Annotated in this window: 22 protein-coding genes, 1 other RNA gene and 2 pseudogenes; 14 read left to right on the top strand and 11 right to left on the bottom strand. The window is 41.8% G+C overall.

The features are described 5' to 3' along the window. Positions 1-85: 85 nt before the first annotated feature. Both F967_RS09990 and F967_RS09985 read right to left on the bottom strand, forming a co-directional pair. On the bottom strand, positions 86-3682 hold the full coding sequence (locus tag F967_RS09990; RefSeq protein WP_004799669.1) for an AAA family ATPase: 3597 nt from the start codon (positions 3680-3682) through the stop codon (positions 86-88). 9 nt (positions 3683-3691) lie between these two features. After that, positions 3692-4942, bottom strand: coding sequence for an exonuclease SbcCD subunit D C-terminal domain-containing protein (locus F967_RS09985; RefSeq protein ID WP_004799666.1), 1251 nt, complete (start codon positions 4940-4942; stop codon positions 3692-3694). Between the two features lie 210 nt (positions 4943-5152). Here F967_RS09985 and F967_RS09980 point away from each other — a divergent pair, with 210 nt between their 5' ends. Genes F967_RS09980 through F967_RS09960 form a run of 5 tightly spaced genes read left to right on the top strand, consistent with a single transcriptional unit; the run spans position 5153 to position 12796 of the window. Beyond that, positions 5153-6619 carry a DUF3375 domain-containing protein gene (locus tag F967_RS09980; RefSeq protein ID WP_004676616.1) on the top strand — a complete coding sequence of 489 codons (1467 nt, stop codon included), beginning with the start codon at positions 5153-5155 and terminating at the stop codon, positions 6617-6619. Positions 6620-6631: 12 nt separating this feature from the next. Next, a complete protein-coding gene (locus tag F967_RS09975; protein ID WP_004799664.1) occupies positions 6632-7417 on the top strand; it encodes a DUF4194 domain-containing protein in 786 nt (261 codons plus the stop codon). Beyond that, positions 7417-10794 carry an ATP-binding protein gene (locus F967_RS09970; RefSeq protein WP_004799662.1) on the top strand — a complete coding sequence of 1126 codons (3378 nt, stop codon included), beginning with the start codon at positions 7417-7419 and terminating at the stop codon, positions 10792-10794. Before F967_RS09975 ends, F967_RS09970 begins: the two co-directional genes overlap by 1 nt. Continuing rightward, positions 10787-12001 (top strand): Wadjet anti-phage system protein JetD domain-containing protein, encoded by a 1215-nt coding sequence (locus F967_RS09965; protein WP_004799659.1) that lies wholly within the window; start codon positions 10787-10789, stop codon positions 11999-12001. The genes F967_RS09970 and F967_RS09965 overlap by 8 nt, the downstream gene beginning before the upstream one ends. A 12-nt stretch (positions 12002-12013) precedes the next feature. Then, positions 12014-12796, top strand: a complete 783-nt coding sequence (locus F967_RS09960) for a crotonase/enoyl-CoA hydratase family protein (RefSeq protein ID WP_004682775.1) — start codon at positions 12014-12016, stop codon at positions 12794-12796. A gap of 58 nt (positions 12797-12854) precedes the next feature. Here the strand turns inward: F967_RS09960 and F967_RS09955 are convergent, their stop codons facing one another. Then, positions 12855-13508, bottom strand: coding sequence for a hypothetical protein (locus F967_RS09955; protein WP_004761774.1), 654 nt, complete (start codon positions 13506-13508; stop codon positions 12855-12857). A gap of 390 nt (positions 13509-13898) precedes the next feature. Here F967_RS09955 and F967_RS09950 point away from each other — a divergent pair, with 390 nt between their 5' ends. Then, on the top strand, positions 13899-14345 hold the full coding sequence (locus tag F967_RS09950; RefSeq protein WP_004769643.1) for an ABZJ_00895 family protein: 447 nt from the start codon (positions 13899-13901) through the stop codon (positions 14343-14345). 75 nt (positions 14346-14420) lie between these two features. Then, positions 14421-15326 (top strand): TIGR01777 family oxidoreductase, encoded by a 906-nt coding sequence (locus F967_RS09945; RefSeq protein WP_004757410.1) that lies wholly within the window; start codon positions 14421-14423, stop codon positions 15324-15326. Here the strand turns inward: F967_RS09945 and thiO are convergent. Beyond that, positions 15312-16433 (bottom strand): glycine oxidase ThiO, encoded by a 1122-nt coding sequence (gene thiO / locus F967_RS09940; protein ID WP_004799656.1) that lies wholly within the window; start codon positions 16431-16433, stop codon positions 15312-15314. The two genes, F967_RS09945 and thiO, sit on opposite strands and share 15 nt — an antisense overlap. Positions 16434-16824: 391 nt before the next feature. Then, positions 16825-17838, bottom strand: a complete 1014-nt coding sequence (gene hemB / locus F967_RS09935; protein WP_004799654.1) for a porphobilinogen synthase — start codon at positions 17836-17838, stop codon at positions 16825-16827. 171 nt (positions 17839-18009) lie between these two features. Here hemB and F967_RS09930 point away from each other — a divergent pair, with 171 nt between their 5' ends. Further along, positions 18010-18507 carry a thioesterase family protein gene (locus F967_RS09930; RefSeq protein WP_004676633.1) on the top strand — a complete coding sequence of 166 codons (498 nt, stop codon included), beginning with the start codon at positions 18010-18012 and terminating at the stop codon, positions 18505-18507. 35 nt (positions 18508-18542) lie between these two features. Here F967_RS09930 and F967_RS09925 read toward each other — a convergent pair. The 3 genes and pseudogenes from F967_RS09925 to F967_RS13915 all read right to left on the bottom strand — a co-directional run. After that, a pseudogene (locus F967_RS09925) lies at positions 18543-18698 on the bottom strand (Arm DNA-binding domain-containing protein); the annotation flags it as partial. Between the two features lie 178 nt (positions 18699-18876). After that, positions 18877-19236, bottom strand: a transfer-messenger RNA (tmRNA) gene (ssrA, locus tag F967_RS13920). Between the two features lie 172 nt (positions 19237-19408). Further along, positions 19409-19725, bottom strand: a pseudogene (locus tag F967_RS13915) (integrase core domain-containing protein); the annotation flags it as partial. Between F967_RS13915 and F967_RS09920 the strand changes: the two are divergent. The 6 genes from F967_RS09920 (at position 19711) to F967_RS14355 (ending at position 24037) form a co-directional block, all read left to right on the top strand. After that, positions 19711-20034, top strand: coding sequence for a hypothetical protein (locus tag F967_RS09920; RefSeq protein ID WP_004676637.1), 324 nt, complete (start codon positions 19711-19713; stop codon positions 20032-20034). The pseudogene F967_RS13915 and the gene F967_RS09920 overlap by 15 nt on opposite strands. 63 nt (positions 20035-20097) lie before the next feature. After that, positions 20098-21561, top strand: a complete 1464-nt coding sequence (locus F967_RS09915) for an NAD-dependent succinate-semialdehyde dehydrogenase (protein ID WP_004682769.1) — start codon at positions 20098-20100, stop codon at positions 21559-21561. Positions 21562-21884: 323 nt separating this feature from the next. Beyond that, positions 21885-22205, top strand: coding sequence for a metalloregulator ArsR/SmtB family transcription factor (locus F967_RS09910; protein WP_004682768.1), 321 nt, complete (start codon positions 21885-21887; stop codon positions 22203-22205). A gap of 6 nt (positions 22206-22211) precedes the next feature. Next, positions 22212-22685 (top strand): arsenate reductase ArsC, encoded by a 474-nt coding sequence (locus tag F967_RS09905; RefSeq protein WP_004761761.1) that lies wholly within the window; start codon positions 22212-22214, stop codon positions 22683-22685. 7 nt (positions 22686-22692) lie between these two features. Then, entirely contained in the window at positions 22693-23757 is a 1065-nt protein-coding gene (gene arsB, locus F967_RS09900; protein ID WP_004799652.1) for an ACR3 family arsenite efflux transporter, read from the top strand. A 169-nt stretch (positions 23758-23926) separates the two neighbouring features. After that, a complete protein-coding gene (locus tag F967_RS14355; protein WP_004799650.1) occupies positions 23927-24037 on the top strand; it encodes a hypothetical protein in 111 nt (36 codons plus the stop codon). Between the two features lie 328 nt (positions 24038-24365). Here the strand turns inward: F967_RS14355 and F967_RS09895 are convergent, their stop codons facing one another. The 3 genes from F967_RS09895 to greA form a co-directional block, all read right to left on the bottom strand. Further along, positions 24366-24803: a universal stress protein gene (locus F967_RS09895; protein ID WP_004799649.1), complete on the bottom strand. Its 438-nt coding sequence runs from the start codon at positions 24801-24803 to the stop codon at positions 24366-24368. Positions 24804-25033: 230 nt separating this feature from the next. Further along, the gene (locus F967_RS09890) at positions 25034-25660 is read right to left on the bottom strand and encodes a CatB-related O-acetyltransferase (RefSeq protein WP_004799648.1); all 627 of its coding nucleotides are present in this window, start codon (positions 25658-25660) and stop codon (positions 25034-25036) included. 68 nt (positions 25661-25728) lie between these two features. Beyond that, positions 25729-26205, bottom strand: coding sequence for a transcription elongation factor GreA (gene greA, locus F967_RS09885; protein WP_004761751.1), 477 nt, complete (start codon positions 26203-26205; stop codon positions 25729-25731). Between the last annotated feature and the right edge of the window lie 36 nt (positions 26206-26241).

Here is a 26241-nt window from a genome sequence, read left to right as displayed (position 1 = left end):
AACGAATCGTAACAACTTAAGCTAAGCAAACAAAATGCCAAGTTGGGTTTGCCAGTTTTTAAATGAAGCGTTGGGTTACTGCATATTAACCCACTACTTCAATCCGACTTGAACCAGAACCCATCGGCTGCACCTGAATCTGCACAGGAATCCGTTCATGCATTTCCTGAATATGTGAAATTAAAATGACTTTACGCCCTTGGCTTTGTAATTGATCCAGCGCATTCATCACCATATGCAACGAAGATGCATCCAGCGTGCCAAAACCTTCATCAATAAATAGTGATTCGATTTTCATGGAACCTGAGGCCATATTGGCAATCGCCAATGAAATTGCAAGGGCAGTGAGGAATGATTCCCCACCAGAAAGAGAAGCCACTGAACGGGTTTCACCATCCATATCATGGTCAATAATGGCAAGACTGAGTGAATTGTCCAGACGTTTGAGCGTATAACGCTGTGACAGCATCGCCAATTGCTGATTGGCATATTCCAGCAAAATATCCAGATTATATTGTTGGGCCAAATCACGGAAATCTTTGCCCTTAGAATCGCCAATCAAACTGGAAATTTTATTCCAGCGGTATTCCTGCTGTTGTATCTGTTGAATTTGATCTGCAAACTGTTTTTGCTTGGCAAGGTTTTGCTGATGCAATTCAAGCTGAACTTTATATTGATCTCGTTGTTCAAGCTGCTGTTGCAGTTTGTCCTGATTTAATTGAATCAGTTCGGTCAGTTGTTCATGTTGAATCTCAGGTTGCTGTTGCTGGTGTTCATTGAATAGCTGTTGCGCAGTTTTAAGCGCATAAGCGGCCTCACTCAAGACACGATCCGCATCTTGTAGCGTTAAGCGGATTTGCTGTTCCTGCGTTGAAGAAATGGCTAGCAATTGAAGGAGTTGCTGTTCTTCAAAATCTCTGTGCTGCGTCAACCATGCACCGATTTCTGTTGTGCATTGTGTGAAAGCATGTTGATTGTGCTGGTGCTGTGCTTTGAGTTGCTCTAGTTCATTTTTGTGTTGCTCAAAGCTTTGTCGTGCCTGTTCGAAATTCTGTTTTAGCTGCTGATATTGATGCTGCAGTTGCTGGCGTTGTTGATCATGTTGATGCAACCATTCATTGGCTTTGAGTTCTGTTGAACCTGCCATGGCCAGAATGAGTTGATTGGCATCCTCACTATTTTGTTGACCCTTTTTCGCAATGTCCTGCAATTGCTGATTTAGCTCAGTATGTTGCGTGCTCAAAGCATTGAGATTTGATATTAATAAATTGAGTTGTTGTGTGCTGTGCTGTTGCTGTTTACCTAGTCCGTCCGCATGATCAAGCTGTTGTAGGCGTTGCTTTAAACGCTGCACAATCTGTTTTGATTGTACTAATGGTTGTTCCAGCCAAACTGTTTTCTCATGTGAATCCAGGCAATCCACAATATGCTGAATCTGTTGTTGTAACTGCTGTACTGTTTCCAGTTGATAGGCCGTGTTCTGGATAGACTGGTTTAAATGAAGCTGCTGTTTGCTGGCATGGCTGAGCTGTTGTAATTCCTGCTCAAGCTGTTGTTTTGTTTGTGTAGATTGGGTATTTAAGCCTTGCAGGTAAACTTCAAGTTCAGGTTGCGAAACATTCAAATCGAGTTGAATATGCGTTTGAGTCAAATATTGCTGTAACTCTTGCTGTTGAGTATTTAATTTTTCCTGAGTTTGTTGCAAGGCGGTTTGGCGCTGTTTTTGCTCAGATTGAAGCTGGGTGAATTGTTGCTGTGTAGTCTGCCAAAGCTGGAAGCATTGTTGCTCTTGCCGTAATGCCTGTTGTTCCTGCTGTTGCTGTAATGCATATAAGGCTTTCGAAACAGGACTTTCATCCTCACGATAGGGGTGTTCAGTACTGCCACAGACCAGACAAGCTTCACCTTGTTTCAGTTCAGCACGTAAATGTTCAATATTCTCGGCATGGAGTAAGCGTTGCTGTTGCAAGACCTGCTGTAATTTTTCCCGCTCGGTTTTTGCTGCCTGAAATTCACTTTCTGCTTTTTGAGTATTTTGCTCGAGCTGTTGATACTGGACTTGTATGGTATTTAATGTGTGTTGCAGCTCTGAGACTTCATTTTTTAATTGAAAATGATGTTGTAGTTTTTGTTGAATCACATCCAGTTGATTTAGCTGAGTCAACACTTGCTCTTTCTGTGTCTGTTTCTGCTCAAGGGTGTGATCAATCTGCTGCGTTGTACCAAACTGCGAGATTAATTGCTCAAGTTGGCTTTTATCTTGCTCAAGTTTGCTTTGGGCCTGTTGAATATTTCCCAGCGTATTTTCAACTTTTTGATAATGCTGAATAAACTGCTCTAATTGTTGTACATGGGCATGCAGGCCCTTATCCAAAGTTGAGAAGTGGGCACTTTGCTGTAATTGCTCAAGGCAGCAGGTCTGTTGTGTACCTATATTCTGGAGATTCTGCTCAAGCTGTTGCTGCTGTTGTAGCAAAGGTTGTTGCTGAGTTTCAATATGTGTCAGCCTGCTTTTGGTCTTTTTATAATCTTCGGCAATATAGTCACGTTCCTGAACGTATTTACGTAGCTGACTCAACTCATCTTGATGTTGCAGCTCAAAATTTTGAAATTGTTGCAGCGCCGTTTCCGCTTGCATATAGCAGACTTTTTCCTGCTCAAATTCTGTGGTTAAGCGACTAAAATGTTGCTGTTTTTGTTGAAGCTGCGGCTCAAGTTGTTGCAGTGTTTTTTGGATTTGCTGTTGTTGAAACACAACAGGGCGAATGTCAGAAAAGATGTCCAATTGTTCAAGCAACTGGCGATCTGTTGCGAGGGCAGTATGGGCATTGAGTTGCGTTTCATGCTGCCGCTGTTTGATGGTGATTTCACTTTCTAGCTTTTGTTGTTGTTCAAACCATTGCTGTTGTTGCTTGAGTTGAGTCCGCTCGGTTTCAAGCTGCTGGACCTGTTGTTGTGTCTGTTGAAATTGCGCTTGTATGGCAGCAACGTCTTCATCGGTGCGAATCTCAATATGACCTAAAACATTTTCCAGTTGTTTGCGCTGGTTGGTCATTTCACGGGTTTTTTCAAACGCCAGTTGTCCAATTTTGGCAAAGATACTTGAGTTGGTCAGGTATTCCAGCAATTCGCCTCGTTCAGTATCACGCGCCTTTAAAAATGCGGTCACTTCCGATTGTGCCAGTAAAACGGCACGAGTGAATTGTTCAAAACTGAGTTGGGTAATTTGCTGGATATGGCTTTCGACGGCTTTACTTTTATCTGCAACCACCACGCCATCGGTCAGACATTTGAGCGAGCGCTGCACACTTTGCAATTTCCCACTGGCATTTTCACGGGCACGCTTAATTTCCCAACGCGCCAGATAATGTTTTTGGTCTTGTGCCACAAAACACAGTTCAGCAAAGCCGTGTCCTGTACCGCGACGTAAAACGGTCAGGGGAGAGTTGGTGAGCAGTTCAGAACCATCCACATCCAGAAGCTTGCCGTCACTTTCTTTAAGGCGAGGAATTTTATTAAACAGGGCCAGACACATGGCATCTAAAATGGTGGATTTGCCTGCCCCCGTTTTCCCGATAATCGCGATCAAGCCTGCATTGGCTAAAGGATCACATTCAAAATCAATAAAATGCTCACCTGCAAGAGATGCCAGATTTTTTAGTCGAATCGATAAAATTTTCATGGCATGTCCTTAAGAACTTTGATCATCTTCAAGTTTTTTTTGTGCTTCATTCACCAGACTTAAGAAATCTTTGGTGACCTCATCGTCTGCGTGATAGCCCTTTTTCTCCCAGATCTGCTGGAATAATTTTTCTGGTGTGGGTGGCTCTAGGCTAATGCTCTGCTTGTTTTCAGCATTATTTTCATTCGATAAATATTGTCTGGAAATACGCACCAGACGGTAGCGATCTTTCGGCAAGGCATCTTCAAATTGTTGGCGCAAATTCGGCTGTGGAGGAATCGCCGTATGATATTCAATATCGACATATTCTCGATGGTCAATATTTTCGATAGGGCCACTGGGTAGGTTTTTAAGCTGCTGCATAACCGCTGTGAGTTCATCTTTAATTTTATGCAGTTGAATACTTCGTGGGATGGCCAATGCTTCAAAATCCAGCTTATTTTCTGGTTTGGTCGAGTCAATCGTAACCTCAACCACTTGGTGCTTATAGTTGATTTCACTAAAGGACAAGGGAATTGGGGAACCGCTATACCGAATATGATCTTGCCCAACTTTCTGCGGTTTATGTAGATGTCCGAGCGCCACATAATCAATGCTGTCATCAAACAGGCTGGTCGAAAGTGCCTCTTCATTGCCAATAATAATTGGCCGTTCTGAATCTGAAGTTTCCCCCCCTTGCATATGGGCATGTGACATCAGAATTAGGGCCTGATCATCTGTTTTGCGCCGTTTGGCCTCGGCAATGAGTTGTTGATGTAAGTAGGCAATGGCATTTTGACTATTAGTGGTATGTTCATTAAAGCCTGTAATCTCCGCAGAGCGTAAGAAAGGCAGGGCAATACACCACGCGACAACCTCTTTTTGTTCATCGTAGATTGGCAAAATTAAACGATCTAAATCTAAATTATTTTCTTTATTCGGGCGAATCACCCCAACCGTTTTGGCATTATATTTCGCTAATAATGGCTCAACCTGTTCAATTCGATAGCCTGAATCGTGATTGCCTGCGATCATCAGTGTTTGCATGTGCGGTGCGCGTTCATGCGCATCGGCGAGGAATTGATACAGTTGTTTTTGTGCCTGAGAACTTGGATTGATCACATCAAAAATATCGCCTGCAATCAGCAAGGCATGCGGTTGTTTCTGTTTGATTTGTTCAAGTAACCATGTCAGAAATTGTTCATGTTCATAATGGCGGGAATGATTATAAAAGAATTGCCCCAAATGCCAGTCAGACGTATGAAAAAAACGCACGGTCATGAAATAGAAAATCCCTATTTTTGTATGGGAATAAGGTAGCATAAATTTGTACATGACAATTTGCAAAATAATGGTTAAAGATAAAGTGATGCTTAAAAATGTATTTTTTATAACTACGACATCTTGAGTCGTTGAGTTTATTCAGTCAACTATAGAGTTGACTGAATTATTGATATGATAAGTTTTTATATTCATGATGTATGAGAAAATATGAATATTCAGGGGATACAGGCAACTTACCGCCGTTTATATCATGAAAGTCCAGTCTGGAAATTATTAAGAGCAGAAAATGCGCCACACATTTTAGCATTTATTGCCGATTTATTTGTCGAAGAAACCGAAGTTCCCTATGGTCGTGCCCGAAGCTTACTGGATGAATTTATTAAATATAGTCGCGAACAGGGATTGTGGCAAACCGAAAATAATGCAGCCTATTATTTAAATAGCTGGATTAAGGCAGGCTGGTTGCGTGAAATGGATGACATGCTCAGCAAGACTGATGCCAGTGAAACAGTATTGCGTTTTTGTCGCAATCTAGACGAGCGTCATAGCAGTACTACTGCCTCACATTTGAGAATTGTACAGGATGCAGTACGGGATTTCGTGGTTGCCATTAGCGACAGTATTGATGATCGTGTCAACTTATTAGAACAAAAGAAAGCCCAGATTCAACAAGAAATTGATGACTTGCATGCAGGGGTGGTGACGCAGCTCAATGAAACGGAACAACGGGAACGGATTCGGGAAATTTATCAACTGGCTTCTATTTTAACAGGTGATTTTAGGCGAGTTGAAGATGAAATTCGTCAGTTAGATAAAGAGTTAAGAATTGATATGATTGAGGGCAATGCTTCACGAGGTGAAGTGTTACTGGCATTGATGCAAAAAGAGCAATTACTTGCCAAAAGCGATGCTGGCAGTGCTTTTGATGGTTTCTGTCAATTATTACAGGATCAGGATCGTTCCACTGAGTTTCGGGAACAACTACGCAGTATTCTCAATCACCCTGTAGCACAGCAACTTAGTGAAGCACAAAAGAAATATCTAGGACAGCTCATGCGTGAACTGGCGCGGGAAAGTGGTCGGGTATTTCAGGTGCGTCGCCGTACTGAAGAGGGATTGCGGGCATATATTGAAAGTGGAGCTGCACTGGAAAATCGTATGATCGAGCGTTTGCTATCGCAACTGGAAAAACAGGCAGTGAATTTAACACTGGAACAGCAGTGCGATTTAAAAACCGAAATGCAGGTGGATTTGGCAGTCGGTTCGGTTCAGATCAGCTCACCTGAAAATTTTGCTTTGAAAAGTCCGAATGAACACATGGATACACGTGGCGTACAGCAACAACAAAATCGTAAAGAACCGAGTAATCAAATGCTGCACTATCTGGACAGTGTACAGGTACGAGAGGTTGCTGAGAAAGCACGCCATACATTGCTGAAAAAAGGGGTTATGAGTATTGCACATTTAACCCAAGAACATCCATTACAGGCAGGTCTGGAGGAATTGGTGGCATACTTACGAATTGCCAAAGCCATTAAAGCGCCGCAATTAACAGAACAAAATGAGCAGATTCAATTTCAGGATCAACATGGCGTGAATCTACAAGCCCGTATCCCGACTTATTATTTAAGTGCAGAATTATTCCCTGAAAATTTAGATGAATTGGCATTATAAGAGTGTAGAGACATGCAACCACAAGAGAGCAGTTTTTTTGATAGGGTGCGTCGCCCAACATCAAACGAAAATCATGATATTCAACCGCAGCGCATCGCCGAAGTCGAAGATGAACTGATAGAAGTTGAAGCAGATCAAGAGATGGAGAACGATTTACAGCTAAGTGATGAACTATCTAGTATGCCGCATGAAGCCAGACGGGTTTTGGTCTATTTGATGCGACAGGGAACGATTCTGGCAGCTGAAAATCTAAAACTGTTTGATGTGTTATGTCGTTATGAAACAGTGATTCGCCAGCATCTTGCCGAAGTATATATTCAACTGGTTTTAGATGCCAAACAGGGCGTGGCGTATATTATTAATACTGAAAACATCAATGATGAAAATGACGATACAGCATTATCAGATGATTTCCCTACGCTGATTCGAAAGCGTACCTTAACCTTATATGACACTTTGGTATTACTCATTTTACGGAAATATTATCAGGAGCGGGAAACCGCAGGTGAGCAAAAAATTATTATTGATCTGGAACGAATTCAGGCAAGTTTGATCCCTTTTATTCCGATTACCAATCATGACAGTAAAGACCGTAAAAAACTAAGTGGCACACTAGATAAATTCAGTGAAAAGAAAATTCTCAGTGTAATACGAGGTGAGGATGGGCGTTATGAAATTACACCGATTATCCGTTATGTGGTCAATGCTGAATTTCTACAAAGTTTATTGACCGAATATGAGCAACTGGCAGATAAAGCAGCTATGCATCAATGCGAGCAGAATAAAGGAAAGGTATAATGCAAGAAATGACTTTGGATACTTTATTTGCTCAGGGACAAATTCGTCTGGCTGAGATTTCCGTGTTTAACTGGGGCTCATTCCATAATTTACATACAGCCCGAATTGATCCTGAAGGGACGTTGATTACAGGCGACAATGGTGCTGGTAAATCTACCTTTATTGATGGACTGATGGCATTGTTACAACCTGCCAGCAAAGCCAGTTTTAACGTAGCAGCCGCACAGGGTGACCGTTCAGATCGTTCTTTAGTGACCTATATGCGCGGCAGTTACGGCTCTGAACATGATGGTTCCAGTACCAAAGTCAAAAGTAAACGAGAAAAAGCTGTAACCACGGCACTACGAGCCTTGTATATTGCAGAGGATGGTTCTCAGATTACCCTGATTGGCTTGTTTTGGCTTGGACAAGGCAAAAATTCACTCAGTGATGTCAATCGTTTATATATGATAGCCAGTCGCAATGTGTTACTGACTGAAGTATTAGAGATTTTTGCCGATGGTAATACACGCCAACTGAAACAGCATTTTAATCCCAAGACAGATCAGCGTATTCATTATTTTGAAAGTGATTTTAAAAGCTATCAGGATATGTACCGTAAATATTTATTTATGGACAATCAGAATGCACCTGCATTACTTTCCCGAGCATTGGGTTTAAAGAAAATTGATGATTTAACCAAGCTGATTCGGGAATTGGTGTTAGAGCCGAGTAATTTACGAGAAACTGCACAAACGGCGGTGAATGAATTTGCTGATTTAGAAGCCAATTATAAGCATCTGGTGGATACGCGTGAACAGGTGGAGCATATAGAGCGTTTGCCACAATGTGCTGAACAAATTGCCGAATTGACGCAGCGTTTAGCGCAGCTTCATTTGGAAAAACAATCGATTGCTGCTTATTTTGGTGAATTATTTGCCGCATTATGGACTGAAAAGTTACAGCAGCTTGAACAGGAATTGCTACAACTCAAACAACAATTTCAGCAGATTGAACAACTGGAACAGGATGCAGAGACACGGCAGGAACGTCGTCATGAGGAATATTTACAGTTGGGTGGTCATCAGATTGAAAATCTGCACAAAGAACTGGGTTTTATTACAGATAAACTCAAAAGTCTGGTTATAGAAGCATCTCGTTATCAGGACGATGCCCGACAGTTACAACTTGCGGATGATTTAACCGAGCATGCTTTGCTGGAAAATCAGGGCATTGCGACTGAAAAATTGGTCAATACTGAACAGGATACCAAGCAACGTCAGGATGAATTTGCTGAAATCAGTGGAAAATACGCACAAACCCAACAACAGCTCAAAGATATTCAGGAAGATATTCAGGAAATTGAAGCCAGACCCGATAGTAATATTCATGATGTGCATTTATTGCGTTTACGTGATGAATTAAAACAGCATTTATCTTTTGATGAACATGAACTGATGTTTATTGGGGAATTGATTGATGTTAAAGAGCACGAAAAAGCATGGCAAGGCGCGATTGAGCGAGCATTAGGTGGACTCAAAACCACATTACTTGTGCCACAGGATCGTTATTCGATGGTGACCAAATGGGTCAATGCGCGTAATAATAAAACTCATGTGCGTTTACAGGTGGTTAATCTAAAACAAGTGGAGCATGTCCATTTTAAGGACAATGGTTTTCTTGGGAAGTTGCTTTGGCGAGAACACGCCTATCGTGACTGGTTAAAACAGCATTTACAGCGTTTTGATTTAAATTGCGTGAGTGATACCCAAATACTGGATCATATGCCATTTTCCATGACTCAACAGGGCTTAATTCATTTAGAACGAGGACGCTTTGAGAAAAAAGACCAACAACGTGTTGATGATCGTAAAGCATGGTGTCTGGGCTTTTCCAATACCTCTCGTCTGAGCTTGCTTAAACATGAATATAGTCAGTTAGAACAACAGCTTAAACAGCTATACCAACAGATTGAACAGGCTCGGCAGTTACTTAATAATGTGAATCAGCAAAAAGGCTTGTGGGAAAGATTGCAGCGTTATCAATGGGATAATATTAATTTACCGTATTGGCAACAACGTCAGCAGCAAACCCAACAGGACTTGCAGCGTTTACAGCAGGCAGATTCTGATGCTGAACAGGCTCGCCAGCGTTGGGAAGATGCAAAAAATGAGCTCAAACAGATTCGCTTACAAAAAGGTGAGTCACAAAAAATCCGAGGTCAGTTAGAACAGCAACATCATGATACCCAGTTAAAACAGCAAAAAGCACAACAAGCAGCCGAGCACGGAATCAGTGATGATGCTCGACAGTTATTGAAACAACGGATAGGCGAAGTCAAACAACTAGATGATGCGTTGCAGGCAGAAGCCGAACGAAAACTTGAGCGTTTAATTGGGCAGGCAAATGACCAAAAAACTACGGTCAGTAATACCGCCAATGGCATTATGGTGTCATTCCGCAGTAAAGATAAATGGGCACATATTCCTTTACAAAGAGAATGGGCGACAGGGCTGGCTGCTTTAGAAGATTATGTTGCCTATTTGCAGGAATTACAGCAGGAGGGTTTGCCGAATCTGGTTGAGCAATTCCAGCAACGTTTGCATAAACACACCGCTCAGTCTTTAAGTGTGATTCAGGATAAATTGAATGCAAATCGGGAAGAAATCATTGACCGAATTGACATGATTAATCAGGTATTACAACGCACGGAATTTAAGCTCGGCAGCTATTTAAGACTGGGCTATAAGAAAGAAAAATATCCACATGTACAGGATTTTGAGCAGCGTTTAAAGCAAGTTTTGTCTGGCGTGAATAGTGAAGAATATGAACGTCGTTTTAAACACTTGGCGGAGTTAATGGCGATTTTGGACAGAGCCAGTAGCTCGGCAACTGCCAATAATCAGGAAAGTTTACGTTTGCTTGATCCTCGTTATCAAATGTCATTCCATGCCGAAGAAGTGGATGCGCAAACAAGTGAAATAAGGGATGTGTTGGAATCCTCTAGTGGAAAATCAGGCGGTGAAAAAGAATCCTTTGCAGGTACCATTGTCGCAGCAAGTTTAGCTTATGTATTGACACCTGATGGTTATGATTACCCGATTTATAGCACTGTATTTTTAGATGAAGCTTTTTCCAATACCGCTGAAGCAGTTAGTCGTCGTGTGCTAAAAGTATTTAAGGCACTGAAAATACATGTCAATCTGATTACACCCTATAAAAACCTGAATCTGGCACGTGAATCTGCCCGATCATTACTGATTGCTGAACGTGATATTGACCAACATGAAAGTCATTTATGTGAAGTCACATGGCAAGAGATTGATGAACGGATGCAGCAACGCAAACAGACCATAACCACCGAGGCGCAGCAACTTGGAATTGAGCTTCATGGCTAAAACAGTAGCATGGGGAATTTTGCCTGATGATGCCATCGCTCAGTTACGCAAGAAAGAATGGGATCATCCACGGCATTTAAAACAACGTTTGCGCCATCAACGTCCATTCCCGATTGTACTTTCACTCAAAGCCCCGACAGGTCAGCAGGCATTTGCAGATATAGATCATTTCCATACATTTTTTAAGACATGGAAAAATTTTGCCTATCCTGATCTGGTGGAATGGCAACAACGTCAATTTAAACAGTTGGCAACACAGCATGTCCCTGTCAAACTGGTCATTCCTACATTAGATGTCATGGTGGAGTTGTTAGGACAGCAACAGAGACTTAAAAAAATTTCAGACAAAATTTCCTTTCTGTTGCAACAGCTATTTGTAGAGCCACATATAGAATATGCACTATTTTCTACATTAATTGAATATTTAGAACAGATTGAACAATACCCTGAACATGATTGGCAATTACTGATCCACTTGATTGCCCAGCTTAAAGCAAATATGGGCGCAGGGCATTATTTAAGAGCATTGCCTTTACAGCATGTCGATACCAAATTTTTAGAAAAAAATCTGATTTTTGTGGAAGCTATTTGTGATGTCTTGCATCAAGGCGAAATACAAGCAACAGGTGGATTACTCAGTTGGCTTAATTGTCTGGATCATCCTAAAGGCTGGCTAATGATCAAACCCTTATGTGCCAAAGTGCAACAATCATTGGGTGGATTTCCAGTCTTTCAGCTTTCGACTGATGTATTGACAGAATTTGAATTGCCTGCCCAACATATTATTGTGGTTGAAAATATTCAGTCAGGTTTAGCCTTACCTATGTTGGAAAACAGTATCGTGGTCTGTGGCGGCGGTAAAAATATCAAATGGCTCAATGCGGCTTGGCTACAACATAAAAAAGTTTATTACTGGGGTGATCTGGATTCAGAGGGTTTAAATATCCTGAGCATGGTACGCCAAAAAATTCCGGATGTTATTCCTTTAATGATGGATGAAGCCACAGTACTGCAATTTCAGGATAAAATGGTCGATGAACCTGATTCTGTCTTTAGCGAACCGCAATATTTAACAGCAGAAGAGTTGAGTTTGTTTCATGCTTTAAGAAAGAATTGCTATAAAAATAAGCGACTGGAACAGGAACGAATCAGCAATGACTGGATAAATTTATATTTGACAGTAGAATCGAAGTTATTAAAAAAATGAGGAAATACAAAAATGAGTTCAGGAAAAGTAAGCCGCGAAATTATTGATCGCATGATGTTGATTGGTTTGGATCGGGTCGCAAAACGAAATGCCTTTGATAGTCATATGATTGAGGATTTATCTCTGGCTTTAACCGAATATGAGAACAATCCTGAATTACGTTGCGCCGTGATTTTTGCACATGGTGATCATTTCACGGCAGGTCTGGACTTGGTGGAATTACAACCCAAAATTCCACAGGGCATTTTTAATTTTGGGGAAAGCCAAATTAATCCCTGGGGTGTTGGTGGGCGGCACAGAACAAAGCCTGTCGTTGTCGCAGTACAAGGGATTTGTTATACCGCTGGGGTGGAGTTGATGCTGAATGCTGATGTGGTGATTGCCAGTGAAAATACGGTATTTGGTCAGCTTGAAGTGCTACGCGGAATTATGCCTTTTGGAGGCGCAACCGTACGTTTTGTACAAGCGGCAGGTTGGCAAAAGGCCATGCCGTATTTGTTAACAGGTAAGACCTTTAATAGCAAAACGGCTGATCAACTGAATCTTGTGTCTGAGATTGTTGAAAATGGTAAACAATTGCAACGTGCCATCGAAATTGCCAAAGAAATTTGTATTGCTGCACCGCTTGCTGTACAGGCCTTATTGGCTTCGGCAACCGATGCGGTGACACAGGGGCAGACTTTTGCATTCCAGAACATGGACAGTTATCTCAAACCACTGTTTGTATCAGAAGATGCACAAGAGGGAGTACGTGCCATGCTGGAGAGACGTTTGCCACAGTTTAAAGGGCAATAAAAACCAGAATTGACAATTCATGCCATGAGGGAGTGTCGGTGAATAATTTTAAATCGGTTTATCTTCGCTCAGGTTTATATTGTGATTGTATTCTTTTCAATGCATGAAATAAGTAGTGGTGTCTTTCTGGAGCGAGTCCAAGACCAAATGTGATAGGCTGATTTGCCTCAATGACAATTTGAGCTTGTTGTTTATTGGATGAGTTGGCGACATAATTCTCACGGATTCTGGTCACTTCATGCCATTGGAAAGATTTGGATTTTCCTATTTTTCCAATGCCTGTAAAAACACGTCCTCCTTGACGGTCAATGCTTAGTTCCACTTTGCCGAATGTCATCATCAGGGTAATGAATCCAAAAAATAATGTGCCAAGCAGAAATGGAATCCCAAATAGGCTTTGTAAAAGGCTGAACTGCTGCTTTGCGATTTGAGTACCATAAATACCACCCAATGACCCACCTGACCAAATCAGCATAAATGGCACAAGAAAGAACGCGATTGGACTTCTTAGCGTTGCCCCAAGCCTAATTTCCTGCATATTGTTTTTATACCAGGCCCCTTTAGGAGGCTGGTTCAGGTCAAATGCAAATGCAGGCATGTCGAAATGTTCTGAAACACGAAACAGGTGATTGCATGCCTGGCATTTTCCCATATCACTTTGAATATTGATATTGTCGTTTGCCACTTCTGTTTGACAGTTTGGACATTTCATTTTTAAAACTTAACTATTTTAATTTTATGAAATTTTAGTATAACACTGACATTTTACATTCATATTCATTTCTTAAATATTAATGAAATGATGATCTTAAATATTTTAAGGCTATCTAAAAAAATAAAACCGACGATTCGAGTGATGAGGAATCGTCGGTCAAAATCTTAATCTGCATTTTGGCTGCTAACAAAAGCACAGACAAAGATTGGAGAGTCATAATGAAAGGTCACCGAAAACGTTGCGGATGCCGTGCAATGTCCAATCGGTTGCTGCGACCTAATACCCTATATAACGGTGATAGTTGAGGATTGGTTGACATAAAAATGAAAAAAAAGTGAAAAAAAATTATAATTATTTCTCGAAACCGCTCTAGCTAGGTTTATGTTAATGATTTCATTGCGTTTGTACTATATTTGGTTTTTTATTATTTGTCTGGTTTCAACTTTGATTGCTGGGGTATTGGCAGCAATTCTACCCAATAGTATTGGTGGTGTGCTTACCGCTGTTCCTTATTTAATCGCGATTATTTTTGTCTTATTCAGGTTTTTAAAGCAACAGCGCCGCGCCCCAACTGCGCAGGAAAAGAAACGCCTGACTTTGGGATTTACCCTGATTTTTTGGGGATATAACATTTGTGGTTTATTACTTGGTTTATTTATGTTTGCGCGTAAAGACCCTGAAATCTGGCAGAATTTCTTACTCTATTTAAAGCAGCCGCAATTTTTACTTGCTGTTTTAGCCATGTGGTTGGTGATTGCCTTACCCTTATTTTTAATTACTTACTGGTTTTATGGACCACAAGCACAAAGAATGGCAAACAAGATGGTTAATTAGGATAAAAAACTTCACTTGTAATTCATGCCAATTTTGCCAAGACTAGGATGCATATCATTTTATAAAGGTTGTGTGATGCAAAAATTAACCGTCCTGGTCACGGGCGCCAGTGGTTTTATCGGTTCCCATCTATTGCCATTTTTATTGGAAAGGCAATACAAGGTCATTGCGCTCACTCGGCAAAAGAATAAAGTTTCTGATCATCCAGATTTAACTTGGGTAAATGACTTTGAACAGATGAGCTCCCAAAAGATTGATTATGTGATCAATCTAGCTGGAGAAAATATTGGGCAAAAACGCTGGACGGAACAGAGGAAGCAACAACTCATTGAAAGTCGTGTCTCTATGACCCAAAGACTGTATGAATGGTTAGAACAAAAGCAGATTTTCCCACAATGCATTCTTTCAGGTTCAGCGATTGGCTATTATGGCATTGATCCGCAGGAACAGTGGACGACCATCTGTGATGAAAACACACCACCACAAACCATTTTTATGTCTGAGCTTTGTCAGGCTTGGGAACAAACTGCACTGGAATTTAGTCAGCAAAATACCAAAATTATTCGGTTAGGCGTTGTGTTTGGAAATGGGGGTATTTTACCGCAAATGCTGTTCCCCATTCGCTTAAATGCGGTAGGCAAGATTGGTTCAGGACGGCAGCCAATTGTCTGGATTCATATTCAGGATGTACTTAATGCAATGGTTTTTCTGCTGCAATCGAACAATAAGCAACAGGTTTATAATCTGGTTGCGCCTGAGCAATCCAATCAGCAAAAATTTGTTCAGGTCGCAGGGCAGGTTTTAAAACGTAGGCCTTTTATTCGAATGCCGAAATGTGTCTTTGAACTGGCTTTGGGTGAGCAATCCCAGTTGATTTTAAATGGTCAGTATGTAAAACCGAAAGCATTGCTGGACCAAGGTTTCCAGTTTCAGTATCCCGACCTGAAATCGGCCTTGAGCGAAATTTTAGGAAGAGATTAAATCCTGTTTTTTTAAGCGTTCTGGTGAATAGGCGATTGGCGAAACAAGGGTTTCTTGTCCTAGCATTAACTGGCGCAGTAAACGTGCTGAACCTGCTCCCATACACAGTCCGTTACGGAAATGTCCAAAATTGGCCCATAGGTTTTCTATTTCAGGCATTGCGCCAATATACGGAATGCCATGAGGAGAGCTTGGACGTAACCCAGCCCAGCGTTGCACAATCGGGAACTGTTCCAGCTTAGGCACCATTTCCAGACAGGCTGTTAAAATATCCTGCTGCGTTTGCTCATCCACAGCCGTACTAAAACCACAGTCAGCCATACTCGAACCACAGACAATATGACCATCCTGACGTGGAATCAGGTACATCACCCGATTCATGCACATGGTGGGCAACCAGTTTTCAGGTGTTTTAAACAGTAGCATTTGACCTTGTACAGGATGCACCGAGATTTTTCGTTGAACCTGTTCTGACCAGTGCTGGCTCCATGCGCCACAACTCATCACAACATGATCTGCACTAAAGTTTCTGCCATCTTCGGTGTGTACACCTTGTACCTTTTTATTTTGAATGATCAATTTTTCAACGGGACAATATTCAAAAAAACGCACTGAAGAATGCTGTTTTAAATAGCCAATCAGCGATTGCAATAAACGTGGATTACGGACATTGGAAAGCTGTGGAAAATAAATCGCTTGCTGGAATTGTGCTGAAATATGCGGATTAACCCGTTCAAGTTGCTTGCGATTGAGCAGGTCGCATTGCTGCATCGGTTCATTGAATTGGGCTGCGTAACTTAATCCTATGTCGAAATCTTCTCGGTCAAAAATCAGCATGCCTGTATCGTGGATTTGAAAATCAATGCCTGTGATCGGCAGCAGTTTTTCATTCCACATTTGATACAACGATTTGCCATATTGGGCGAGTTGGTTGACTTCAGGCGCATATCGCCACGGATACATGGGGGAGAGGATACCGCCACCCGCCCACGAAGCAGCCTGACCCGCTTGATGCTGATCAAAAATATCAACTGAGCAGCCTTGTTCAGCAAGCTCCAGTGCAGTCATTAAGCCACTAATGCCTGCACCAATGATGGCAATATGCATAAAAATCTAAACCAAAGTCATAGTTTAATTTCAGCTTAATTTAAACTATTTTAGAATTACTAGTAATGATATGCATGGCGGAGTCTTGCCGAGTTCTCATTATATTTCAGGATAAGCCACTTCGTCTTGCGCTTCACCAAAGCTTTAGTCGCTTTGGCTTGCTCAGGCTGGACTTACTTTGGTTTCGCCCAAATGAGAAGCAACGCTTCGCAAGAAAGGCATCTTGCGCTGCTATAATCGCAGCTCACCACAAAACTCGTTGACTACCATCAGCTTGTTGAATGGGTCGCAGAAACGGCATTCTTTTAGTGTCGTCCTGTCTCGAACAATTGTGGATGACGTTTCCGTGTATCCAGTTTCAACATAAGTTCTTATATTGAACTAGCAATAATTATTTCATCTCTTTCAGTTTACGTGCAGCTTCTTCTGCAAAATACGTCCAGATGCCATCTGCACCTGCACGACGGCAGCACATCAAGGATTCCAGAATCACACTGTCCGATAACCAGCCATTTTGAATTGCGCCCGCAAGCATCGCATATTCACCACTGACTTGATAGATAAAGGTTGGGACACCAAAGGTATCTTTGACTTCACGCACAATATCCAGATATGGCATACCAGGCTTTACAATCACCATGTCCGCACCCTCCTGAATATCAAGGGCGATTTCATGCAGGGCTTCTGCACGGTTGCCTATATCCATCTGGTAGTTATATTTATTGCCCCCTTTGAGGTTGCTGGCTGAATCTACCGCATCACGGAATGGGCCATAAAAGCTGGATGCATATTTGGCTGAATACGCCATGATATTGGTATAAATAAAACCATTTTGCTCAAGTGCCTGACGAATCGCACCAATACGGCCATCCATCATGTCACTTGGTGCGACCACATCCGCACCTGCTGCGGCATGGCTCAATGCCTGTTTGATTAGGCATTCCACCGTTTCATCATTCAGTACATAGCCTGTATTATCAATAATACCGTCCTGACCATGTGTGGTGTATGGATCAAGTGCGCCATCGGTGATCAGCACCATTTCAGGCAATTCTTTTTTAAGCAGACGGCAGGTGTTTTGAACCAGACCATCTTCATGCCAGGCCGCTTCCGCCATTAAACTTTTATCTTGTTGTGGGGTTACGGGGAATAGGGCAAGTTTGGATACGCCAAGTTCCAGCAGGCTTTCCGCCTTTTTGAGCAATAAATCGGCAGACAGGCGCTGCACATTTGGCATGCTTGGAATATCCTGGCTTTGTTGTTGTCCTGGTAGTACAAATACTGGATAAATCAAGTGATTAGCTGTGAGTTGTGTTTCGCTGACCATGGCACGGAGCTGGTCATTTTTACGGATACGGCGCATGCGAGTCGCAGGGAAAGCTGGACGATTGAACGTATAAGTCATAACAATCTCGATGTTCAGTATTACACTATAGGAATAATTGGCTCATTTAAGGCATGCTGGGGAGAGCTTGGCAGCCTGAACCAATGAAAGAACCTCGCTATTGTAGCCCCATAATTTTAGATTTGTACAAAATAGTGGGATGTTTATCGTTCCTTTGGATGTTGGCAGCGTATGAATGATGTAAAGAAAAACTGGACGGGTAATATTCAGTTGGGTGTGGAAGTAGATCATGCTGTGGTGTTAAAGCAACTTTGTAAATCCTTTAATGCCTGTCCATTCTTTAAATACAGTGGTATGGAGATGCGTGTGGTCGATGACCAGATTGAAGCCTATGTGGAAATGAAGCCTGAACTGGTGGGGAATCTGGCCTTTCAAATCCTGCATGGCGGCGTGGCTGCAACCATACTGGATAGTATTGGTGGAATTGTCGCGATGGAGCAGCTTTACCGTCATTCAACCCCTGAGAATTTACCTGATACCATCAAAAAAGTTTCCCGTTTGGCAACAGTCGATATGCGTGTTGATTATCTGGCACCAGGGCGTGGCCAGTTCTTTATTGCGCGTGCTGAAACATTACGTTTAGGCCGTAAGGGCTGCACCATGCGTATGACCATGGTCAATGATGAAGATAAACCAATCGCAACCGCAATTGCCTCTTATGCGTACTAGGGCATTGAGCAAACATTTAAAGCGTCATTGGACGCTTTTTTATATCTGAATAACCATGCTTTCTTACCATCAGGTTTGACACGAAAATATAAGCCTTTACCGTCAAGCTCTCTATATTCTTTTGATTCAGGTTCAAGGTTCGCAAGAGCAGTATCTGATAATGGCCTGCGTTTAATTTCTGTTCTTTTCATGGCTTGTACACCAGCGGATTCAATAAATCTTGCAATGTACAAGGCAGTGTACACGGTGCATGTACACTATAGCTGGTTATATTTGGTTATGTTTAGGGATTAAAAAAGCCCTAACCATTTCTGGCTAAGGCTTTCAGTCTTATGTATCGTGATAAATCTTGATACATTTTTCGGAATTTGGTGGAGGTGGCGGGAGTTGAACCCGCGTCCGCCAGCACTACACTCGAGAATACTACATGCTTAGATATCGTCTATTGTTTTAACACCAAGCGACCCGACGAACAGGGTACAAGGCGCGATCCTCTAAGTTTGGTATAAAGCCCCGAGGCTTGACTTTATACGGACTTGTGTGCGTGCGCTTCGATCGGGTTCACTGACCACAAGTATTCAGTGAAGCGGACAAGCTGCCCTTAGGCAGCTAGAGCGTAAGTTTCGTCGTTTGCGACTATTAAAATGCAAATTTTATTTACGAGAGAAAATGCGCTCTCGGCATGCATCTATGAGCTTCATCACCAGCGTCGAAGCCAATAACACCCCCATATATGAACGAGCATCATAACATACTTATTGAAAATTGACATCTAAATCTATAAATCAGGGTGTTAATGATTGAAATATAAGCAAGTGTAGTCGCTGGATAAAGATTAAAAAGACTTGTACTAGCTCAAAACTGATCTGACAGTTACCCATTTTTTATTGTGCCTGTCAGGTTAAATTTGAGCTAAATTCTTCTCAGCCCAAATCCGTTTTCCATCAAGTAAAGTTTCAAGTGGTGTACGACCCCAACACATTTTTCCTTGATGAGTCCGTTCAGTATTATAGGATTTCAGCCAATCGTCTAGATCAACTTGTAATTCTTCCAATGAGCTATAAAGCTTCTTTCTAAACGTAATTTGATAGAACTCCTGCAAAATCGTTTTATGGAAACGCTCACATATACCATTTTTTGCGGGGAAGCTGCTTTTCTCTTCGTGTGATCAATATCATTGACTGCCAGATACAACTCATAGTCATGTTGTTCTACCTTATCGCGTTCCGTAAAGCCCCATTGTCTTCACTTTCTGACCAGACCTGCCAGTTCTGGCAAAGCCGCAATACCCGTTTTATTCAGGTCAACCGTTCCAAAAGTGGCCTAAACCGCAACCAGCCTTTAACAGCTTCAGATCAACCCATCCGTAATTATTTATGGCTGGTTCGAACTTTATTGGCACAGCATAAAAAGCTGCAAGCAGGTGAGGTGATTCTCACAGGTTCAATCATTCGCCCAATGGATTTAAAGGCTGGGCAATATCAGTTTCAAATGCTTGGACAACAAGTTTCACTAAAGGTAACTTGAATCAGTCAGGATTGCTGTTAAAAATAAGAAAAGCTCAATGTTTGATAATAGGGAAACAAGAAAATGGCACAGTTGAATGATCACGGGTTATTAAAGTCACAGGCATTGATCAACGGTCGGTGGCGGGATGCACTCTCTGGTCAGACCCTAAGCGTGACCAATCCAGCTACAGGCGAAAGTATTGGTACTGTACCCAAAATGGGCAAACAGGAAGCACTAGATGCGGTTGCCGCCGCTGAGCAGGCATTGCCATTGTGGCGTAAAAAAAGTGCCAAGGAACGCAGTAAGATTTTACGCCAGTGGTTTGACCTGATCATGCAGCATCAGGATGATCTGGCCTATATTCTCACCTTGGAACAAGGTAAACCCTTGAGTGAAGCCAAAGGCGAGATTGCTTATGGTGCGGCTTATATTGAATGGTTTGCCGAAGAAGCCAAACGGGTATATGGCGATATTATTCCCGCAAATGGTTCTGATCAAAAGATTCTTGTGAATAAGCAGCCGATTGGGGTTTGTGCTGCAATTACCCCGTGGAATTTCCCGAATGCCATGATCACCCGTAAGGTTGCGCCAGCATTGGCGGCAGGTTGTACCATCGTTGTCCGTCCAGCTTCGCAAACCCCATTATCTGCCTTTGCGATTGCAGAGCTTGCCTTGCGTGCAGGTATTCCAGCAGGGGTATTTAACGTCATCACAGGCGGTTCCACTGAAATCGGTGAAGTGCTGACTACCGATGACCGAGTGCAGAAGTTTAGTTTCACAGGTTCAACCGAGGTGGGTAAAAAACTGATTGCCCAATGCGCCTCAACGGTGAAAAAGGTGTCGATGGAACTGGGTGGTAATGCACCGTTTATGGTGTTTGATGATGCCGATCTTGATGCTGCGGTAAAAGGCGCGATTGCCAGCAAATTCCGTAATGCAGGCCAGACCTGCGTCTGTGCCAACCGTATTTATGTACAGTCAGGAATTTATGACCTGTTTATAGAAAAACTCTCTGAGGCAGTAAGACAGTTCAAGATCGGCAATGGCTTGGAGGCTGGAGTAGACTTTGGCCCAGTGATTGACAGTGCAGCCATGCAGAAAGTGGAAGAACATATTGAGGATGCGGTCAGCAAGGGCGCTCAGGTGGTGCTGGGTGGAAAACCCCATCCTTTGGGCCAATTGTTCTTTGAACCAACCATTGTCAAAGATGTCACGGCTGACATGAAAGTGGCCAAAGAAGAAACCTTTGGACCTTTGGCACCTATATTTAAATTTGAAACTGAGGACGAGGTGGTGGGCTATGCCAATGATACCGAGTTTGGTTTGGCATCCTATTTCTACAGTCAGGATTTAGGCAGGGCGATGCGAGTTTCCGATGCGCTGGAATACGGCATGGTGGCGCTCAATACAGGAATCTTATCCAATGAGGTCGCGCCGTTTGGTGGGGTCAAGCAGTCAGGTCTGGGACGTGAAGGCTCCAAATATGGCATTGAGGATTATCTGGAAATTAAATATGTGTTGCTGGCTGGTTTAGACAATAGATAACTATTGTATTGTTCAGTTTTATGGGAGGAAAGATATTGCATTTTTCCTCTCAGCTATTCTTCATTGTTTTAGATAACAGTAAATTGACCTAACTTTCTATACAGACTATATGGATGAAACTATTATTCAGCAAATAAAATCGATCAAAAAAATAAATCCGATATATGAAGTTGCATATATATGAAAAATCATATATAAATGCATATAAGCAACATCCATGAAAGGATTTTTTTATTCATGCGGAAGATGATGATCAGAGAATGACTTTAACAATTTACTTATCATATATGTTTATCTATATATCCAAATAAATGGGAGTGAATATGGATCAGGTGACTTTCTTTAAATGCTTGTCAGATGAGACCCGTCTTAACATTGTGACTTTAGTTGCTGAAAATAAGGAGCTGTGTGTCTGTGACCTCACGGAAAAATTACAGTTAAGCCAACCCAAGATTTCAAGGCATCTTGCGTTGTTACGTGCTTCAGGATTGTTGCAAGATAGGCGACAAAGCCAATGGGTGTATTACAGCATCAATTCACAGTTGCCAGCGTGGTGTCATGACATTTTAACGATCTTGGTTGCTCATCCATCAAAAAACCTCTCTACATTAGCAGCATGTCATACCCCAAATTATTGTGAGTAATCCCCAATGAAATTTCTCTTTTTATGCACTGGAAACAGTTGTCGTAGTATTTTGTCTGAAGTACTGTTTAACAGTCGTGCGCCTGAGAGCTGGAAAGCGTACAGTGCAGGCAGCAAACCCTCTGGACAGGTACATCCATTGACCATTGAAACTTTACAGAATCTGGGCCTTTCGACCAATGGTTTGTGGAGCAAAACCATTGCTGACTGTGAACAATATCAGCCTGAGGTGGTAATCACCGTTTGTGATTCAGCAGCGCAGGAAGCTTGTCCGCTTTATTTAGGTGGAGCGATCAAGGCACATTGGGGATTGGCTGACCCATCGCATTTAGATTTACCGAAAGAGCAAAAGTTACAGGCGTTTCAGCTAACAGTAGATCACATCAATCGCCGTTTAGATGCTTTATTTGCATTAGATACGGCAAATATGACCCGTCCTGAATTGATTGCTGCAATCAATCAAATCTCAAACATCGAATGAGAATGTCATGGCTCAAGAAAGACTGTCATTTTTAGATCGTAACCTGACGCTATGGATTTTTATTGCGATGGGGGTAGGGGTTGCGATCGGTGTGTTTTTACCTCAAGCTTCCATTACTTTAGACAAAATGAGTGTGTATTCTGTCAATATTCCAATTGCGATTGGCTTGATTCTGATGATGTATCCACCTCTAGCCAAGGTGGACTATGCCGCTCTGCCACAAGTATTTAAAGATAAGAAAACCTTAACTTTATCGCTGGTACAGAACTGGCTGATTGCACCTGTATTGATGTTTGTGCTGGCAGTCGTATTTTTGCATGATTATCCAGAATATATGACAGGGCTTATCCTGATCGGTTTGGCTCGCTGTATTGCCATGGTGCTGGTCTGGAATGGCTTGGCCTGTGGTGATAACCAATATGTTGCGGCATTGGTGGCATTTAACAGTATTTTCCAGATTCTGTTCTTTAGCAGTTACGCATGGTTGTTCCTGACATTTTTGCCACCCTATTTTGGAATTGCAGGACAAGTCATCCATGTCGATTTTTGGACCATTACCCATGCAGTATTGGTGTATTTGGGGATTCCATTTTTCCTTGGCTTTATGACACGATTTACTCTCGTGAAAGCTAAAGGTTTGGAGTGGTATCAAAATGTCTTTTTACCCAAGATCAGCCCACTCAGTTTGTTCGCACTTCTATTTACCATTGTGGCAATGTTCAGCCTAAAAGGTGGTGATGTGGTGAGCTTACCCTTGGATGTTCTGCATATCGCAATCCCACTGACCATTTACTTTGTGGTGATGTTTCTCATCAGCTTCTTTATGAGCAGGTGGTTGGGTAATGACTATTCTAAAACCACAGCAATCTCTTTTACGGCTGCTGGCAATAATTTCGAGCTGGCTTTGGCGGTTGCAATTGCCACTTTTGGCTTGGCTTCACCTGTTGCGTTTACAACGGTAATCGGACCTTTGGTGGAAGTTCCCGTATTGATTTCACTTGTGACCGTCTCGCTGTGGTTAAGGAAGAAGTATTTTCCAAAGGAGTCGAGTGAGATATGGCTTCAAAAATAATATTTCTGCTGATCGTGCAAAATCATTTTTTATTATCCCAAGGCAGAATTTTTATAACAGATCAGTTTGGCTGAACTGATCTGTTATATTTTTTTAAAGGTATTTTGTGTCTATTCTTGTTTTGTATATTCATCCAGAATCTAGCTTAGACAAGATTTGGGAGCAGAATATGAGTTTTTTAAAAAAGAAAAATAATGCCGCTTTTGTATTCTTTATTATCACACTTTACGCATTCCTAGGCTTTGGACTTGGCTTTATCATTTGGGAATATGTTTTATAAGTAGAGCAAGGCTTTATGTAGGTTGATCTTTATGGATTGATCAATCGCATTAGCAAGCTAATCGTCAAGTCTTAATCGTACAGAACTGATCGTTATCGTTGAGTTAGCGCAATAGGCCCCATATGCGATCTGTCACAATGCGTTGAGGTTGGTTAAGAAAATTGGCCAAATCGCAGCGACGCTTACTGAAATTCTGATAGGAATAATGGCGATAAGGCTTGAATCTATAGATTTTATTAAAGTGAATTCGGTTTAAGCAGATTTTAATTTAATCATTTGAATCAAACAGGTATTAGACCAATGTTTTGATCCAATACCTGACTGAAATTTAACGCACAATCAACACTGGAACATGGCTTTCACCCAATACTTTTTGCGCTACACTTCCCAGAATAAATTTCTTGAAACCTGTTCTACCATGTGAACCCATAATGATCAGGTCTGCACCTAGGTTTTGTGCAGCCCCAATAATTTCCTGAGGGATAGAAAAACCCTCCAGAACCTGAGTGGCAACCGTTAAGCCCAGCTCTTCAAATTTCTGCTCGGCTTTTGCCAGATTTTCTTCCACATAACCACGCACACGCTCAATTAAATCATTGCTCTGACCAAATCGAACATAGGTATCGGCTAAATATGGGTCCAATGCCATCACCTCAACCACAGTAATTTCACTGTTGAGCGCTTTGGCAAGTTGAGCTGCTTGCTGAATGACATTGACCGAAATTTCTGAGTCATCAATCGCAACGAGGATTTTTTGATAAGTCATGTTTATTACTCCTTATAATTCCATTTTAAGATTCAGCAGGTTTATAAATATTTGTATAAAATAAGATCTATGTTTTTATGGTAACCCTATTTTTGAAAGAATAAAACCTAGTATTTTTATAGGGATAGGTAAGTTACTTATCTGTATTTAGGGAAAATGGCTAAAATAAAATTATGTGAAATTTCTATGAATATGAGAAGTGCAGGATATCAATAAGTTATCTTCATCATTTATAAGTTTTCTTGAAGAAAACTCTTTAGATGATCAATATTATCTGTTTGTAACAGTTCACGTATTTTTAAAATTTGCCTTTCATCTGAATCATAAAGTTTGAGTGCAAGTAGTTTTTCTATATCTTGTGGAGAAAAGCGGTACTTCATTACTTTGGCGGGAACACCAGCAACAATCGCATAGGGTGGCACATCCTGAGTGACAACAGCACCTGTTGCGACCACCGCTCCCTCACCAAGTTTTACTCCCTGCATAATCATGGCGCGACTGCCAATCCAGCAACCATCTTCAATGATGGTATCTCCAGCAGGCAAAAAACTACGTGTATCAAAGGGAAAGGTTGAAATCCAGTCTGGTCGATGCAACTGATTGCCACCCATCATAATCACGCATTCAGCACCAAAGCAGACAAAATTGCCAATATGCAGTTGATCAATTGGTTTTTCAGGTGTAGCAGGTTTGTCATGTAGATAACGTACCACACAACGCTCAAAACCCTGATCCCAATAGGCTGAATAATAAGAATAATTACCTTTGATATGGATATTTGGATTGTTTACTGTTTTAGCAATAAATTCGAACTCGCACCAGTGTTTAACAGGTGAGTTGATTAAGGATGAGTCCATTTATCTTCCATGAGTGACAGGATTTAAAGAAAAACCCCTCAATTTGAGGGGTTGATCATGTAGGAATATTACAGGTATTCCACACTGATAATTTCGTATTCAACTTCGCCATTTGGTGTTTGAATCTTGGCTTCATCACCTTCACTTTTACCTAAAAGACCACGTGCAATTGGAGAATTGACAGAAATCTTATTAATTTTAAAATCTGCCTCATCATCACCTACGATCTTATAGGTTTTACGCTCTTCTGTGTCCAGGTTCTCGATGGTGACAGTCACACCAAAAACCACACGGCCTGTCTGCTCAAGTTCCTTAACATCAATCACCTGACAAGCACCAAGCTTTCCTTCGATGTCCTGAATACGGCCTTCACAGAAACCCTGCTGTTCACGGGCTGCGTGGTATTCAGCATTTTCCTTGAGGTCACCGTGTTCACGGGCCTCAGCAATCGCCTGTGTGATGCGAGGGCGGTCCACTGTTTTTAACTGTTGTAATTCTTTCTCTAAGGCAGCCTTGCCTTCAGGAGTCATTGGATAACGTTGCATGTTCATCCCCTTTTGAATTGTTGGGAAAATACAGGA

It is taken from the genome of Acinetobacter sp. CIP 102637 (assembly GCF_000368425.1).
GTDB lineage: Bacteria > Pseudomonadota > Gammaproteobacteria > Pseudomonadales > Moraxellaceae > Acinetobacter > Acinetobacter parvus.
This window is presented reverse-complemented; position numbering and strand designations above follow the sequence as displayed.